The sequence below is a fragment of the Streptomyces sp. NPDC052721 genome (assembly GCF_040678315.1).
Classification (GTDB): domain Bacteria; phylum Actinomycetota; class Actinomycetes; order Streptomycetales; family Streptomycetaceae; genus Streptomyces.
Window position 1 is genome coordinate 181,938 of record NZ_JBFATL010000006.1, and the last position, 16,425, is coordinate 198,362.

At 72.5% G+C, this 16,425-nt stretch carries 13 protein-coding genes; 6 read left to right on the forward strand and 7 right to left on the reverse strand.

The window, feature by feature from the left end; all coding sequences use genetic code 11:
* The first annotated feature begins 59 nt into the window (after positions 1-59).
* Positions 60-3,809 carry a thiol reductant ABC exporter subunit CydD gene (cydD, locus tag AB0L21_RS08930; protein ID WP_365782993.1) on the forward strand — a complete coding sequence of 1,250 codons (3,750 nt, stop codon included), beginning with the start codon at positions 60-62 and terminating at the stop codon, positions 3,807-3,809.
* A 222-nt stretch (positions 3,810-4,031) separates the two neighbouring features.
* Here cydD and AB0L21_RS08935 read toward each other — a convergent pair whose 3' ends face one another.
* The 5 genes from AB0L21_RS08935 to AB0L21_RS08955 all read right to left on the reverse strand — a co-directional run bounded on the left by AB0L21_RS08935 (position 4,032) and on the right by AB0L21_RS08955 (position 9,717).
* Positions 4,032-4,904, reverse strand: coding sequence for a Cof-type HAD-IIB family hydrolase (locus AB0L21_RS08935; protein WP_365782995.1), 873 nt, complete (start codon positions 4,902-4,904; stop codon positions 4,032-4,034).
* 102 nt (positions 4,905-5,006) lie between these two features.
* Positions 5,007-5,909, reverse strand: coding sequence for an LLM class flavin-dependent oxidoreductase (locus AB0L21_RS08940; protein ID WP_365782997.1), 903 nt, complete (start codon positions 5,907-5,909; stop codon positions 5,007-5,009).
* A gap of 529 nt (positions 5,910-6,438) precedes the next feature.
* Positions 6,439-6,987, reverse strand: a complete 549-nt coding sequence (locus AB0L21_RS08945) for an RNA 2'-phosphotransferase (RefSeq protein ID WP_365700268.1) — start codon at positions 6,985-6,987, stop codon at positions 6,439-6,441.
* 136 nt (positions 6,988-7,123) lie between these two features.
* The gene (locus tag AB0L21_RS08950; RefSeq protein WP_365782999.1) at positions 7,124-8,878 is read right to left on the reverse strand and encodes an SDR family oxidoreductase; all 1,755 of its coding nucleotides are present in this window, start codon (positions 8,876-8,878) and stop codon (positions 7,124-7,126) included.
* Positions 8,875-9,717 carry a M24 family metallopeptidase gene (locus AB0L21_RS08955; RefSeq protein WP_365783001.1) on the reverse strand — a complete coding sequence of 281 codons (843 nt, stop codon included), beginning with the start codon at positions 9,715-9,717 and terminating at the stop codon, positions 8,875-8,877. The genes AB0L21_RS08950 and AB0L21_RS08955 overlap by 4 nt, the downstream gene beginning before the upstream one ends.
* Before the next feature lie 205 nt (positions 9,718-9,922).
* On the opposite strand from AB0L21_RS08955, the gene AB0L21_RS08960 reads away from it, so the two are divergent.
* From AB0L21_RS08960 to AB0L21_RS08980, 5 genes are all read left to right on the forward strand, one after another.
* Positions 9,923-10,888, forward strand: a complete 966-nt coding sequence (locus AB0L21_RS08960) for an ABC transporter ATP-binding protein (RefSeq protein WP_365783068.1) — start codon at positions 9,923-9,925, stop codon at positions 10,886-10,888.
* Complete coding sequence (locus tag AB0L21_RS08965; RefSeq protein ID WP_365783003.1) at positions 10,878-11,789, forward strand: ABC transporter permease subunit; 912 nt, start codon at positions 10,878-10,880, stop codon at positions 11,787-11,789. The genes AB0L21_RS08960 and AB0L21_RS08965 overlap by 11 nt, the downstream gene beginning before the upstream one ends.
* 49 nt (positions 11,790-11,838) lie before the next feature.
* On the forward strand, positions 11,839-12,750 hold the full coding sequence (locus tag AB0L21_RS08970; protein ID WP_365700276.1) for an ABC transporter ATP-binding protein: 912 nt from the start codon (positions 11,839-11,841) through the stop codon (positions 12,748-12,750).
* Between the two features lie 10 nt (positions 12,751-12,760).
* Positions 12,761-13,480 carry an ABC transporter permease gene (locus AB0L21_RS08975; RefSeq protein WP_365700278.1) on the forward strand — a complete coding sequence of 240 codons (720 nt, stop codon included), beginning with the start codon at positions 12,761-12,763 and terminating at the stop codon, positions 13,478-13,480.
* Between the two features lie 78 nt (positions 13,481-13,558).
* A complete protein-coding gene (locus AB0L21_RS08980) occupies positions 13,559-13,801 on the forward strand; it encodes a hypothetical protein (protein ID WP_365700280.1) in 243 nt (80 codons plus the stop codon).
* 401 nt (positions 13,802-14,202) lie between these two features.
* Here AB0L21_RS08980 and AB0L21_RS08985 read toward each other — a convergent pair whose 3' ends face one another.
* Together AB0L21_RS08985 and serS are read right to left on the reverse strand one after the other, a co-directional pair.
* Positions 14,203-15,003, reverse strand: a complete 801-nt coding sequence (locus AB0L21_RS08985) for an HAD family hydrolase (RefSeq protein ID WP_365700282.1) — start codon at positions 15,001-15,003, stop codon at positions 14,203-14,205.
* Positions 15,000-16,277 (reverse strand): serine--tRNA ligase, encoded by a 1,278-nt coding sequence (serS, locus tag AB0L21_RS08990; protein WP_365700284.1) that lies wholly within the window; start codon positions 16,275-16,277, stop codon positions 15,000-15,002. The genes AB0L21_RS08985 and serS overlap by 4 nt, the downstream gene beginning before the upstream one ends.
* Positions 16,278-16,425: the final 148 nt, after the last annotated feature.

Here is a 16,425-nt window from a genome sequence, read left to right on the forward strand (position 1 = left end):
CCGCCGAGGGTGCCGTTTCACGTGAAACAGCACCCTCGGTGCCGAAGGGCATGTTTCACGTGAAACCAATCGATCCCCGCCTTCTGCGGTACGCCCGCGCCACCCGTATCTTCCTCGTCGCGGTCATCGGCCTGGGGGCCGTCGGCGCCGGTCTGGTCATCGCTCAGGCCATGCTCGTCGCCGAGATCGTCGTCGGAGCGTTCCAGCATGGGCAGTCGGCCGCTGAACTCCGTACTCCCCTGTTGTTGTTGGCCGCCGTGGCCGTCGGGCGATCGATGGTCGCGTGGCTCACCGAACTCGCGGCCCACCGCGCGAGCGCGGCCGTGAAGTCGGAGCTGCGCGGGCGGCTGCTCGACCGGGCGGCGGCGCTCGGTCCGGGGTGGCTGAGTGGTCAGCGGACCGGTTCGCTGGTCACCCTGGCCACGCGCGGGATCGACGCCCTGGACGACTACTTCTCGCGCTACCTGCCGCAGTTGGGGCTCGCTGTGGTGGTGCCCGTGGCGGTGCTGGCCCGGATCGTCACCGAGGACTGGGTGTCGGCGGCGATCATCGTCTGCACCCTGCCGCTGATTCCGGTCTTCATGCTGCTGATCGGCTGGGCGACTCAGTCCCGGATGGAGCGTCAGTGGCTATTGCTGTCCCGGTTCTCGGGCCACTTCCTGGACGTGGTCGCGGGACTGCCCACGCTGAAGGTGTTCGGCCGGGCCAAGGCACAGGCGGAGTCCATCCGGCGGATCACCGGGGAGTACCGGCAGGCCACCCTGCGGACGCTGCGGATCGCTTTCCTGTCCTCCTTCGCGCTGGAGTTGCTGGCCACGCTGTCGGTCGCGCTGGTCGCCGTGACGATCGGGATGCGGCTTGTCCACGGGGACATGGATCTCTCCATCGGTCTGGTGATCCTCGTGCTGGCGCCCGAGGCCTATCTGCCGCTGCGGCAGGTGGGTGCGCAGTACCACGCGGCGGCGGAGGGGCTTGCCGCGGCGGAGGAGATCTTCAGCGTCCTGGAGACGGCGGTGCCGGGGTCGGGTACCGGTGCGGTGCCGACGGGTGGCGTGGCCTTCGAAGGGGTCACCGTTCGGTATCCGGGACGCTCCTCGGACGCGGTGACCGATGTGTCGTTCACCGTCGAGCCCGGCGAGACCGTCGCGCTGGTCGGGCCGAGCGGGGTGGGCAAGTCGACGCTGCTGAGCGTGTTGCTGGGGTTCGTACGGCCCACCGAGGGGCGGGTGCGGATCGGGGGCGCGGATCTCGCCGGGCTGGATGTGGCGGACTGGCGGTCGCGGGTCGCGTGGGTACCGCAGAGGCCGCATCTGTACGCCGGGACGATCGCGGAGAACGTGCGGCTGGCTCGGCCTGACGCCGACGAGGAGGCCGTGCGGCGGGCGTTGCGGGACGCGGGGGCGTGGGAATTCGTGGCGGCGCTGCCTGACGGGGTCGACACCGTGCTCGGGGAGGACGGGGCGGGGTTGTCGGCGGGGCAGCGGCAGCGGCTGGCGTTGGCGCGGGCGTTTCTCGCGGATCGGCCTGTGCTGTTGCTGGATGAGCCGACGGCTGCGTTGGACGGGCGGACCGAGGGGGAGGTCGTGGCTGCCGTGCGGAGGCTTGCCGCTGGGCGGACCGTGGTGCTCGTCGTGCATCGGCCTGCGTTGTTGGGGGTGGCTGACCGGGTGGTACGGCTGGGAGGGGCCGTGGCTGTTCCGTCCCCGGGGTGCAGTGGGCCCACCAGGGGGCTCCGCCCCCTGGACCCCCGCCCTCGCCCACCCGCCACCCGACTCGGTCGGCTGGAGGGTGAGCCGACGGGGTCCCGGCTCGGTGGGCTGGATGGTGGGCCGGTGGAGGCTGGGCTCGGTCGGCTCGGAGGTGAGTCGGTAGGGGATCGGCTCGGTGGGGTCGGGGGTGGTTCGGCTCGGGACCGGCTCGGTGGGCTGCTGCGTGAGTCGGTGGAGGGGCGGCTCGGTGGGGTCGGGGGTGGGCCGGTTCGGGATCGGCTTGAGGGGCTGGATGGTGGGCCGGTGGGGGATCGGCTCAGTGGGCTGGAGCAGGGGGCGGTGCGGCGGGCCGCGGGGAGCGTGCTGCGGCGGGTTCGGGGGGAAGGCGGGCGGCGGGGGCGGTTGGTCGGGGCCCTGGGGCTGGGGAGTCTTGCCCTGGGGAGTGCCGTGGGGCTGATGGCTACCTCCGGCTGGCTCATCTCGCGGGCCTCACAACAACCCCCGGTGCTGTACCTGATGGTGGCCGTGACCGCGACCCGGGCGTTCGGGATCGGGCGGGCCGTCTTCCGGTATGCCGAGCGGCTGGTGTCGCACGACGCCGTTCTGCGCATGCTGGCCGACACCCGGGTCGCGGTGTACCGACGGCTGGAGCGCCTGGCCCCCGCAGGGCTGCGCGGCGCCCGGCGCGGTGATCTGCTCACCCGGCTGGTCTCGGACGTGGACGCGTTCCAGGACTACTGGCTGCGCTGGCTGCTGCCCGCCGGAGTGGCCCTCACCGTGTCCGCCGCGTCCGTCGGCTTCACGGCCTGGCTGCTGCCCGAGGCCGGTGCCGTCCTCGCGGCGGGCCTGCTGGCGGCCGGTGTCGGTGTCCCCCTGCTGACCGCTACCGCGGCCCGGCGGACCGAGCGGCGGCTGGCGCCCACCCGGGGAGTGCTCGCGACCCGCGTGACCGACCTGCTCACCGGCACGGCCGAGCTGACCGTCGCCGGTGCGCTGCCGGCCCATACGGACGCGGCCCGGCGGGCCGACGGCACCCTCACCCGGATCGCCGCGCGCGCCGCCGCCGTCACCGGGCTCGGGGACGGGCTCACCGCGCTCGTGTCCGGGCTGACCGTCACGGCCACCGCGGCGTTCGGCGCCCAGGCGGTGGCGGCCGGCCGGCTGAGCGGCGTGGCGATGGCCGTGGTCGTCCTGACCCCACTGGCCGCCTTCGAAGCCGTACTGGGGCTGCCGCTCGCCGCGCGGTACCGGCAGCGGGTGCGGCGCAGCGCGGAGCGGGTGTACGAGGTCCTGGACGCCCCCGAGCCCGTGCGCGAGCCCGTCCCGCCCCGGCAGGCGCCCGCCTCGCCGTTCCCCGTGGTCGTCAAGGGCGTGGTCGCGCGGTACGCGGGGCAGCGGGGGAAGGCGCTCGCCGGGCTGGATCTGACGCTGGAGGAGGGGCGCCGGGTCGCGGTGGTGGGCGCGTCCGGCTCCGGCAAGACGACCCTCGCGCAGGTGCTGCTGCGGTTCCTCGACCCGGAGGCGGGCTCGTACACGCTCGCCGGTGTGGACGCGTGCGCGCTGGACGGTGACGACGTACGGCGGTTCGTCGGGCTGTGCGCGCAGGATGCGCATCTCTTCGACAGCTCGGTGCGCGAGAACCTGCTTCTGGCCAGGAAGGACGCCACCGAGGCCGACCTGCGGGGAGTGCTGGCCCGGGCCCGGCTGCTGGACTGGGTGGAGGGGCTGCCCGACGGCCTGGACACGCTCGTCGGCGAGCACGGGGCGCGGCTGTCCGGCGGGCAGCGGCAGCGGCTGGCGCTGGCCCGCGCGCTGCTGGCCGGCTTCCCCGTCCTGGTCCTGGACGAGCCCGCCGAGCACCTGGATCTGCCGACGGCGGATGCGCTGACCGCCGATCTGCTGGCCGCGACGGAGGGCCGTACGACGCTGCTGATCACCCACCGGCTGGCGGGGCTCGACGCGGTGGACGAGGTGATCGTGCTCGACGCGGGCCGGGTGGTGCAGCGGGGGCCGTACGAGCGGCTGATCACCGAGGACGGGCCGCTGCGGGAGATGGCACGCCGGGAGGCCGAGGCGGAGGCGCCGGCCGGCGTGGGGTGACGGCTCGCCGACGGGGCCGCCCCGCGGGGCCTGGGCGGGGTATCAGCGGACCGCTTGCTTCGACCGGGTCCACCGAGCATGGCGGGCCATCAGGCCAGGCCGAGGTCCCTCGGGGCAGCCGGTCTGGGCGGAGTCTTGGCCGGCCCGGCTGCTTCGGCCGGGTCTGTCGGCATGACGGGCGCGTCGGCGGGGCGGGCGTCCCACCGGAACCCGCGCGGAGCGCTACCCCACCCGGTCGGCGAGGAGGTGTTCGATCACCACCGCCACGCCGTCGTCGTTGTTGGCGACCGTGCGGCCCGACGCGGCGGCGATGACGTCCGGGTGGGCGTTGCCCATCGCGTAGGACTGGCCGGCCCAGGTCAGCATCTCGACGTCGTTGGGCATGTCGCCGAAGGCCACGACCTCCTCGTTCGAGATGCCGCGCTCGGCGCAGCACAGGGCGAGGGTGCTGGCCTTGGAGACGCCGGGGCCGCTGAGTTCCAGCAGGGCGCTGGGGCTGGAACGGGTGACGTTGGCGTGCTCGCCGACGGCCAGCCGGGCGAGGGTGAGGAACGCGTCGGGGTCGAGGGACGGGTGGTAGGCGAGGATCTTGAGCACGGGCTGGTCGGCGTCGGGGCCGTCGGGTGCGAGCAGCGTCTCGGCGGGCAGGAGATGGTCGGGTATCTCCATGTGCAGCTTGGGATAGTCCGGCTCCTGGTGGAAGCCGTACGTCTGCTCCACCGCGAACACCGTGCCGGGCGCCGCCTCGCGCAGCAGTTGTACGGCCTTCAGGGCGTTGTCCCGGGCCAGCTCGCGGACCTTGACGAACCGGTGGGCGCCGGGGCCGCCGTGCAGGTCGACCACGGCGGCGCCGTTGCCGCAGATCGCCAGGCCGTGGCCGTGGACGTGGTCGCTGACCACGTCCATCCAGCGGGCCGGCCGGCCGGTGACGAAGAAGACCTCGATCCCGGCCTCCTCGGCGGCGGCCAGCGCGGCGACGGTCCGCGGGGAGACCGACTTGTCGTCGCGCAGCAGAGTGCCGTCCAGGTCGGTGGCGATCAGCCGCGGTGGCAGGGCGGCGGCAGGGGTCCCGGGCTGTCTGGTCGCTGAGGTCACCCGGCCATTCTCACCCAGGCCTCCGCACGGCCGTGCGGGAGTCCGCACGGATGAGACACAGGCGACGCTCAGGGCGGCCGACGCGGACGGTTGGTCCGGGGGTCAGTCCAGCTGGGCGAGGGCTTCCATGGCGATCCGCTCGAAGACCTTCTCGTCGGCGGCGAAGTCGGAGTCCGGGATGGGCCAGTGGATCACGATCTCGGTGAAGCCCAGCTCCTGGTGGCGGCCGGCGAAGTCCACGAAGGCGTCCAGGGACGCGAGCGGCCGGCCGCGGTCCGGGGTGAAGCCGGTGAGCAGGACCTTGTCCAGCTCGGCCAGGTCCCGCCCGGCGGCCTCGCAGGCCTCGGTCAGCTTGCCGATCTGGCCGCTCAGGGCCGCTACGGACTGCTCCGGCGTGCCGGTCTCGTACAGCTTCGGGTCGCCGGTGGTCACCCACGCCTGGCCGTAGCGCGCGGCGAGCCTCAGACCGCGCGGGCCGGTGGCCGCCACCGCGAACGGCAGCCGGGGCCGCTGTACACAGCCCGGTATGTTGCGGGCCTCGTGCGCCGAGTAGAAACGGCCCTCGGACGACACCGCGTCCTCGGTGAGGAGCCGGTCGAGCAGGGGCACGAACTCGGCGAACCGGTCGGCGCGCTCACGCGGGGTCCACGGCTCCTGGCCGAGGGCGGTGGCGTCGAAACCGGTGCCGCCCGCGCCGATGCCGAGGGTGACCCGGCCGCCGGAGATGTCGTCCAGCGAGATCAGTTCCTTGGCGAGGGTCACCGGGTGGCGGAAGTTCGGCGAGGTGACCAGCGTGCCGAGGCGCAGCCGCTCGGTGGCCGCCGCGGCCGCCGTCAGCGTCGGGATCGCGCCGAACCAGGGGCCGTCACGGAAGCTGCGCCAGGACAGGTGGTCGTAGGTGTACGCCGTGTGGAAGCCGAGCTGCTCGGCGCGCACCCAGGCCGAACGGCCACCCTCGTGCCAGCGGCGGTACGGCAGGATCACGGTGCTCAGACGCAGACTCATGCGTCCGAGCGTAAGCGGCCCCGCCGGCAACGGACGAAACGGTCACCGTGTGCGGTCCGGCGGTCGCGGAGTGCTCAGTGCGGTCCGGTGGTGGCCGAGTGCTCGGCGCGGTCCGGTGGTGGCGTAGTGCTGGGTGCGGTCTGGTGGTGGTGGGTGCTCAGTGCGGCCCCGGAGGTCACGCAGTGCTCAGTGAGCGGTCCGGTGGTGGCGGGGTGCTCAGTGCGGTGCGGTGGTGGCGGAGTGCTCGGTGCGGCCCCGGAGGTCACGCAGTGCTCAGTGAGCGGTCCGGTGGTGGCTGAGTGCTCGGCGCGGTCCGGTGGTGGCGGGGTGCTCAGTGCGGTCCGGTGGTGGCGGGGTGCTCGGTGCGGTCTGGCGGTTGCGGGGTCCTGGGTGCGGTCCCGCGGCCACGGGTGCTTGGTGCGGTCCGGTGGCGGCGGGGTGCTCGGTGCGGCCCGGGCGGCCACGGAGTGCTCGGCGCGGCCCCCGAGGCCACGCCGTGCTCAGTGGCGGGCCGGTGGCCACGCCGTGTTCAGTGCGGGCCCGGGAAGCGCAGGTAGCGCGGGGGCACGGTCGCGGTCAGCCAGACGCCGTTGGCGCTGATGTGGAACACATGGCCGTCGCGGTGCATCGCGCCGGAGTCCACGGACAGCACCACGGGCCTGCCCCGGCGGGCGCCGACGCGGGTGGCGGTCTCCCGGTCGGCGGAGAGGTGCACGGCGTGCCGGTTCATGGGACGCAGGCCCTCCGCGCGGATCGCGTCCAGGTGACGGGCGACCGTGCCGTGGTACAGGTACGGCGGTGGGGTCGCCGGGGGCAGGCCGAGGTCGACCTCGATGCTGTGGCCCTGGCTGGCGCGGATCCTGCCGTTGTGGACGGCGAAACGCCGCTTGTCGTTCGCGGCGACCACGTGGTCCAGCTCCTCGCGGGTGAACGGGAACCCATGGGCGGCGGCTGCGGAGAGCAGTGTGTCGATCTCCACCCAGCCGCCCGGGTCCGGTGCGAGCCCGATCCTTCCGGGCTGGTGGCGCAGGTGTCTGGAGAGGTACTTCGACACCTTCACGGTGCGGCGTTCGTCCATGGGTCCAGCGTGCGGGAGAGACGTGGATCACGCAGGTCGTTTTCGCTCCGAGGTTTGATCCACAACCAAGTGCGGTTTTCCACAGGGGAATTGGCGAAGTTGTGGACAACTGGCGCGCCCTTTGCGGTGTTTCGCGTCACAACCTCGGTTCCACCCGCGCGATCCTCCTCAGCAGGCCCGGCGCGAAGCGGGACAGCAGGAGGGCGCCGCGGGCCTCCGGGGTCACCGGTGCCACCGCCCTGTTGTCGGCCACCGCGTCCAGGATCGCGTCGGCCACCTTCTCCGGCGGGTAGTTGCGCAGGCCGTACAGGCGGGCCGTCCTTTGTCGGCGGCGGCGTTCTTCCTCCTCGTCGACACCGGTGAAGCGGGCCGTGGCGGTGATGTCGGTGTTGACGAAGCCCGGGCAGACCGCCGTGACGCCGATGCCCTCGGTGGCCAGTTCGGCGCGCAGGCACTCGGAGAGCATCAGGACCGCCGCCTTGGAGGTGCTGTAGGCGGGCAGCGCGCGCGAGGGCTGGTAGGCGGCGGCCGACGCGACGTTGACGATGTGACCGCCCTGGCCGCGTTCGGCCATGCGCGCGCCGAAGAGCCGGCAGCCGTGGATCACGCCCCACAGGTTCACGTCCAGCACCTTGCGCCAGTCGTCGGTCGTCGTGGCGAAGAAGGAGCCAGACAGACCGATGCCCGCGTTGTTGACCAGCACGTCCAGCACGCCGTACGCGTGGTGGACCTTCTCCGCGAGCTTCTCCATGGCCTGCTCGTCGGAGACGTCGGCCGGCTCCGCCCAGGCGTCGGGAGCGCCGACCGTCCGGGACAGTTCGGCGGTGCGGGCGGCGGCCTCGGCGTCGCGGTCGACGGCGATCACGCGGGCGCCGGCCTCGGCGAAGGCGAACGCCGTGGCCCGGCCGATGCCGCTGCCCGCGCCGGTGACCAGCACCAGCTGTCCGGCGAACCGGTCGGCGTGCCGTCCGGTGGGCTGCGGGGCGGGACGGCCGCCCTCGACGGACGTCGCGAACTCCTGGATCCAGGAGGCCACCTGGTCGGGGCGCGTGCGCGGGACCCAGTGCCCGGCCGGGAGCGTGCGGCGGGTCAGCCGCGGCACCCACCGGTCCAGGTCGTCGTACAGCCGCTCGGAGAGGAACGCGTCGCCCTGGGGCGTGATGAGCTGCACGGGCGCGTGTGCGTACGCGTCCGGGCGTGGCCTGCGCAGCCGCGCGCGGACGTTGTCCCGGTACAGCCAGGCGCCGTGCGCGGCGTCGGTGGGGAGTGAGGCGGTCGGGTAGTCGCCGCCGGGGACCCGCTCGACCCGCTCCAGGATCTTCGGCCAGCGCCTGCCGAGCGGCCCGCGCCAGGCCAGCTCCGGCAGGGCCGGCGTGTGCAGCAGGTACACGTACCAGGACTTGGCGCCCTGGCCGAGGAGCTGGCCCACCCGGCGGGGCGTGGGGCGTTTCACGCGCGCGTTGATCCAGTGCCCGAAGTGGTCGAGGGACGGCCCGGAGATCGAGGTGAAGGAGGCGATACGGCCCTCGGTGCGGCCCACCGTGACGAACTCCCAGGACTGCACCGAGCCCCAGTCGTGCCCGACGAGGTGGACCGGCCGGCCGGGGCTGACCGCGTCCACGACGGCCAGGAAGTCGTCGGTGAGCTTGGCCAGGGTGAAGCCGCCGCGCAGCGGACGGGGTGCCGTGGAGCGGCCGTGGCCCCGGACGTCGTAGAGGACGACGTGGAAGCGGTCGGCGAGCCGGACGGCGACCTCCGACCAGACCTCCTTGCTGTCCGGGTAGCCGTGCACCAGCACCACCGTCGGCCGGCCGGGGTCGCCCAGCTCGGCGACGCACAGCTCGATCCCGCCCGTGCGCACCCAGCGCTCGCGTGCACCCTCCAAGGTCACTTCTCCTCCGCCCAGCGCCGCGTGTGCGGCAGATCGTCGTCCAGCCGGAACGCGCTCTCCTCGGGGTCCCGGGAGTCGGTGACCACCAGGATCTCCTCGAACTTCGCGCCCGTCCCCCGGAAGCCGAGGTGGGGTTCGACCGCCCAGAGGCCCGGCCGCGGCGGGTGGTCCGAGGAGCGGTACGGCGACCACAGCGGCGACCAGCCCTCGCGGTGGCCGTGCAGCGCGTCGGCGGCCAGGCCTTTCAGGGACTGGGCGCCGAACCCGAACAGGTGGGGTGACCAGCGGCGCCGCTTCACCCGGTCCACTTTGTGGGCGATCACCCCGAAGGGGTAGGCCCGGTGCCGGTTGGCGTAGCCCTGGCGGACCATGAGCCGGTCCACGTCCTGGTAGATCTCCCGCAGCGGGCGCCGTTCGCGCACCTCGCGCAGGATCAGCTCGCGGTGTGCTTCCAGGTCGGCCATCAGCCGGTCGTGCACCGGGTTCACGCCCAGCGAGCCCGAGTAGCCGATGTCCGCCGTGCAGCCCTCGTACACCGGCGCCAGGTCGAGGATGAACGGCATCCCGGGCTCCAGTGCGCGGCCGGCCGGGAAGAACTGCCACGGCACACGGAAGTTCACGAACGCCGTGCGGTCCCCGAACCAGGCGAAGGGCAGGTGGAACCAGTCCCGCACCCCGCGCCCGCGCAGCCACTCGCGCTGCATCCGGGCCGCCCGGCGCTCGGTCACGCCCGGCTCCAGGCGGGCCGCGACCGCCTCCGCGCACGCGTAGGCGAGGCGCTGTACGGTCCGGAAGCCCCGCAGCTCGGCCGAGCGCTCGCTGGTCGGCGTCGTCGCCATGCCACCTCGCCCCACCCTTGCGGTACGTGTCCGTAACGTGACACCCCAGAATCTGGCACTTGTTAGACCGGACGTCAACAGGGGTGCCCGTACCTCTCAAGGAGGGGGTCCCTTACGGAACCCCTACACCTGGAGGCTGATGCCAAGACGGCTCTTCGGTCTGACGACGGACGTGGTCCGCGTCACTACCGTCGACGCCGTGACTGTGATCGCGACCGAAAGCCTGAGCAAGCGGTTCCCCCGGGTGACCGCGCTCGACCGGCTGTCCGTGGACATCGGAGCCGGTGTGACCGGACTCGTCGGGGCCAACGGCGCCGGCAAGTCCACCCTGATCAAGATCCTGCTGGGGCTGTCCCCCGCCACGGAGGGCCGAGCCGAGGTGCTCGGCCTCGACGTCGCCACCAAGGGCGCCGCCATCCGCGAGCGCGTCGGGTACATGCCGGAGCACGACTGCCTGCCGCCGGACGTCTCGGCCACCGAGTTCGTCGTCCACATGGCCCGCATGTCCGGCCTGCCGCCCGCCGCCGCCCGCGAGCGCACCGCCGACACCCTGCGCCATGTCGGGCTGTACGAGGAGCGGTACCGCCCCATCGGCGGCTACTCGACCGGCATGAAGCAGCGGGTGAAGCTCGCCCAGGCGCTGGTGCACGACCCGCAGCTGGTCTTCCTGGACGAGCCGACCAACGGCCTCGACCCGGTCGGCCGCGACGAGATGCTCGGCCTGATCCGCCGCATCCACACCGACTTCGGCATCTCGGTCCTCGTCACCTCGCACCTGCTCGGCGAGCTGGAACGCACCTGCGACCACGTCGTCGTCATCGACGGCGGCAAGCTCCTGCGCTCCAGCTCCACCACCGACTTCACCCAGACCACGACCACCCTCGCGATCGAGGTCACCGACAGCGACACCCACCCGGACGGCACCCGCGCGGTCCGCGACGCGCTCCACGCGCGCGGGGTGGACACGCACGCGGAGGCCGGCGGCCTGCCCGGCGCCGGACACATCCTGCTGCTGACCGCCACGGGCGAGGAGACCTACGACCTCGTCCGGGACCTGGTCGCCGACCTCGGTCTCGGCCTGGTGCGCATGGAGCAGCGCCGGCACCACATCTCCGAGGTGTTCACCGGCAGTGACGAAGAGCGGAAGGAGGCCGTCGGCCATGGCGGTTGAGCAGCCCACGCCGGCGATGGCCGGCGCCGACCAGTCCCGCATCCACGACATCGGCTACCGCGGCTACGACGGCCCCCGCCTCGGCCGCGCCTACGCCCGCCGCTCGCTGTACTCGCAGTCCCTGCGCGGCGCCTACGGTCTCGGCCGCTCCGTGAAGTCCAAGGTGCTGCCGATGCTGCTGTTCGCGGTGATGTGCGTGCCCGCCGCCATCATGGTGGCCGTCGCCGTCGCCACCAAGGCGCACGAGCTGCCGGTGTCCTACACCCGGTACGCGATCATCATGCAGGCCGTGATCAGCCTGTACGTCGCCTCCCAGGCGCCCCAGGCGGTCTCCCGCGACCTGCGCTTCAAGACCGTACCGCTGTACTTCTCGCGGCCCATCGAGACCGCCGACTACGTCCGCGCCAAGTTCGCGGCGCTCGCCTCGGCGATGTTCATCCTGACCGCCGCACCGCTGATCGTGCTCTACGTGGGCGCACTGCTGGCCAAGCTGGACTTCGCCCACCAGACCAAGGAATTCGCCCAGGGACTGGTCTCCGTGGCCCTGCTCTCACTGCTCTTCGCCGGCATCGGCCTGGTCATCGCCGCGTTCACCCCGCGCCGCGGCTTCGGCATCGCCGCCGTGATCGCCGTACTGACCATCTCCTACGGCGCGGTCTCCACCCTCCAGGCCATCGCCTACACCCAGGACAGCACCAGCGCCATTCCGTGGATCGGTCTGTTCTCGCCGATCACGCTGATCGACGGCGTGCAGTCCGCGTTCCTCGGCGGCAGCTCGGCCTTCCCCGGCGGGGTCGGCCCGTCCAGCGGCGAGGGCGTGGTCCACGTCCTGTTCGTCGTCGGCCTGATCGCCGCCTGCTACGGCCTCCTGATCCGCCGCTACCAGAAGGTGGGACTGTGACGGCCCACCCGTCGCCCACCACCACCCTTCCAAGGAATGGGCCGCGCCCATGAGCACTCTTTTCATCGACCACGTCTCCCGCTGGTTCGGCAACGTGGTCGCCGTCAACGACATCACCATGACCATCGGCCCCGGCGTCACCGGCCTGCTCGGTCCCAACGGTGCCGGGAAGTCCACCCTGATCAACATGATGGGCGGCTTCCTCGCCCCCTCGACCGGCACGGTCACCCTCGACGGACAGCCGGTGTGGCGCAACGAGGCCGTCTACCGGCACATCGGCATCGTCCCCGAGCGGGAGGCGATGTACGACTTCCTCACCGGCCGCGAGTTCGTCGTCGCCAATGCCGAGCTGCACGGCCTCGGTGACAAGGCCGCCCAGCGCGCCCTCGCCACGGTCGAGATGGAGTACGCCCAGGACCGGAAGATCTCCACGTACTCCAAGGGCATGCGGCAGCGCGTGAAGATGGCGAGTGCCCTGGTGCACGACCCGTCGCTGCTCCTGCTGGACGAGCCGTTCAACGGCATGGACCCGCGCCAGCGGATGCAACTGATGGACCTGCTGCGGAAGATGGGCGACGAGGGCCGCACGGTGCTGTTCTCCTCGCACATCCTGGAGGAGGTCGAACAGCTCGCCCGGCACATCGAGGTCGTCGTCGCCGGACGGCACGCGGCCAGCGGCGACTTCCGCAGGATCCGCCGCCTGATGACCGACCGCCCGCACCGCTACCTGGTCCGCTCCAGCGACGACCGCGCTCTCGCGGCGGCGCTGATCGCCGACCCGTCGACAGCCGGCATCGAGGTCGACCACGCCGAGGGCGCCCTGCGTATCCAGGCCGTCGACTTCGGCCGCTTCACCGCCCTGCTGCCGAAGGTCGCCAGGGACCACGGCATCCGGCTCCACACGGTCTCGCCGTCCGACGAGTCCCTGGAGTCCGTCTTCTCGTACCTGGTCGCGGCGTAGGAGGCCGAAGATGTACGACCCCACTGTCGCCCGGCTCACCTACCGGGCCCTGCTCGGCCGCCGCCGGGCCCTCATCCTCGGCGCGCTGCCGCTGCTGCTCATCGTGATCTCCGTGGCCGTCCGCGCCCTGACCGGAGCCGACGACCAGACGGCCTCGGACGTTCTCGGCGGGTTCGCGCTCGCCACCATGGTGCCGATCATCGGTGTCATCGCCGGCACCGGCGCGATCGGCCCGGAGATCGACGACGGCTCCGTCGTCTACCTGCTGTCCAAGCCGCTCAAGCGGCCCACGATCATCTTCACCAAGCTGATCGTCGCCATCGCCGTGACCATGGTCTTCTCGGCGGTGCCGACCCTGCTCGCCGGACTGATCCTGAACGGCAACGGCCAGCAGATCGCGGTCGCCTACACGGTCGCCGCGCTCGTCTCCTCCATCGCCTACTCGGCCCTGTTCCTGCTGCTGGGCACGGTCTCCCGGCACGCGGTGGTCTTCGGGCTCGTCTACGCCCTGGTCTGGGAGGCGCTGTTCGGCTCCCTGGTGCCGGGAGCGCGCACGCTGAGCGTCCAGCAATGGTCGCTGGCCGTCGCCCACAAGATGGCCGGAGGGGATCTCGTGACCTCCGAGGTGGGCCTGCCGACGGCCACCGTGCTGCTGGTGGCGGTCACCGTCCTCGCCACCTGGTACGCCGGTCAGAAGCTGCGGTCGCTGACGCTCGCGGGCGAGGAGTGACGGGCCCCGGCCTTGACGGGGGCTTCATCTCGGCCCGGGCACACTGGGCCGAGCGGATGTACGGCTAGGAGGCCGGAGATGGCTGAGGAGACGCCGCAGCACGAAGGACGGGAGCGCACCGGCGAGGACGTGTGGGACGGCGTCGTCCTGGACGCGGCGTTCGTCCGGGCGGCCGAGACCTCCGAACCGTCGGCCCGGGCCCGGATGCTCGCCGCGCGCTGGCGGTCCGAGGCACCCGAACCGCAGCCGTGGCGCTCCGACGAGCCACCGGCCGGCTGGTTCTTCAGCAAGGCGCGGCGCCGCAGGTGGCGCCGCCGGTAGCGGTCGTCCATCTGTTCGTTTTATTCGGTGGCGTTCACATCCCGCGCGGGGCACAGTGGTTGTGCCCCTTCTGCCGGGATCGTCCCGGCGTCACCGACTGGGAGCGGAGCTGGGCGATGCCCATGCACGGCAGTACGCCCAGCTCCCGGCAGGGCAGTCCGAGGCCGGCTCCGGGGTGGTGCGCCACCCCTCCGTGGAGCTACGGGTGCTGCCCGGGGCGGCCGCTTCGAGCACGCGATGTCGCTCTCGCGTGGGCCGCCCACCCAGCCGTTGCCACGGGGGCTCGGCCGCCCGCGGTGGTCGAGTCCCCCTGGCGTCGGGCCGGGTTGCACCCAAGCGTGAGCGTCTTTCCCGGGTAGGTGCCGCCGCTTTGCGGCCGACCGTCCGCCGCGGCGCTCGCGCTAACCGAGCAGCCGCTCCAGTACGACCGCGATGCCGTCCTCCTCGTTGGAGGACGTGATCTCGTCGGCCACCGCCCTCAGTTCCGCGTGGGCGTTGGCCATGGCCACGCCGCGGGCCGCCCAGGCGAACATCGGGATGTCGTTGGGCATGTCGCCGAAGGCGATCGTGTCGGCGGCCTTCAGGCCCAGGCGGCGGGCCGCCAGGGAGAGGCCCGTGGCCTTGGACAGGCCGAGCGGGAGCAGTTCGACGATGCCCTCGCCCGCCATGGCCACCGTGACGAAGCCGCCGGCCGCCTGCCGGGCCGCCTCCGCCAGCTCGTCGTCGCCCATCGTCGGATGCTGGATGTAGATCTTGTTCAGGGGCGCCGTCCAGAGGTCGGAGGCGTCCGTGAAGGGCGTGGCGGGCAGCTTGCCGGTGACCGCGTAGCCCGGGCCCACCAGCACCTCGCCGTCCAGGCCGTCCCGGCTGGCCGCCAGGTACAGCGGACCCACCTCGGCCTCGATCTTGGCCAGGGCCACGCCCGCCAGCTGCCGGTCCAGGGTGACCGAGGTCAGCAGGCGGCGGGAGCCGGCGTCGTACACCTGGGCGCCCTGGCCGCAGACGGCGAGGCCGTCGTAGCCGAGGCCGTCCAGGATGGGCCGGGTCCAGGGGACCGCGCGGCCGGTGACGACGATGTGCGCGGCGCCCGCCGCGGTGGCCGCGGCGAGCGCGTCACGGGTGCGCTGCGAGATCGACTGGTCGGAGCGCAGCAGCGTCCCGTCGAGATCGGTGGCGATCAGCCGGTACGGGAACCCGGTCACTTGGCGACCGGCTCCAGGACCTCACGGCCGCCCAGGTAGGGGCGCAGCACCTCGGGGACCCGGACGGAGCCGTCGGCCTGCTGGTGGTTCTCCAGGATCGCCACGATCGTGCGCGGTACGGCGCACAGCGTGCCGTTGAGCGTGGCGAGCGGCTTGACCTGCTTGCCGTCGCGGACCCGGATGGACAGCCGGCGGGACTGGAACTCGGTGCAGTCCGAGGTCGAGGTCAGCTCCCGGTACTTGCCCTGGGTCGGGATCCACGCCTCGCAGTCGAACTTGCGGGCGGCCGAGGAGCCGAGGTCACCGGAGGCCACGTCGATGACGCGGAACGGCAGCTCCAGCGAGGTCAGCCACTGCTTCTCCCACTCCAGCAGGCGCTGGTGCTCGGCCTGCGAGTCCTCGGGAGCGACGTACGAGAACATCTCGACCTTGTCGAACTGGTGCACCCGGAAGATGCCCCGGGTGTCCTTGCCGTGCGAGCCTGCCTCGCGGCGGAAGCACGGGGAGAAGCCCGCGTACCGCAGCGGCAGCCGGTCCGCGTCGATGATCTCGTCCATGTGGTAGGCCGCCAGCGGGACCTCGGAGGTGCCGACCAGGTAGAGGTCGTCCTTGTCGAGGTGGTAGACGTCCTGGGCGGCCTGGCCGAGGAAGCCGGTGCCCGCCATGGACTGCGGGCGGACCAGCGCGGGGGTGAGCATCGGCGTGAAGCCGGCGGCGGTGGCCTGGGCGATCGCCGCGTTCACCAGGGCCAGCTCCAGCAGGGCGCCGACACCGGTGAGGAAGTAGAAGCGGGAGCCGGAGACCTTGGCGCCGCGCTCGACGTCGATCGCGCCGAGCAGCTGGCCCAGCTCCAGGTGGTCCTTGGGCTCGAAGCCCTCGGCGCCGAAGTCGCGGATCGTGCCGTGCGTCTCCAGCGTGACGAAGTCCTCCTCGCCGCCGACGGGCACGTCGGGGTGGACGAGGTTGCCGAGCTTGAGCAGCAGCTCCTGGGTCTCGGCGTCGGCCGCGTCGCGTTCGGCGTCGGCGGCCTTCACGTCCGCCTTCAGCTGCTCGGCGCGGCGCAGCAACTCGGCCTTCTCCTCGCCGGTGGCCTTGGGGATCAGCTTGCCGAGCTGCTTCTGCTCGGCGCGCAGCTCGTCGAAGCGGACGCCGGAGGACCTGCGTCGCTCGTCGGCAGACAGGAGGGCGTCGACGAGCGCGACGTCCTCTCCACGGGCGCGCTGGGACGCGCGCGCACGGTCGGGGTCCTCACGGAGCAGGCGAAGGTCAATCACGAGGGCAAGGCTACCGGTGCGGGGTCGCGGCTCACGAATCACTAATCCGGGGGGTTCTGATTCGCGGCGTACGTTCCGTTATGCGGTAATTGCCGAGCGTGTTCCGCTGTGTCGTCCCTACGCCATGCCGAGCGTCAAGGGAAAAGTG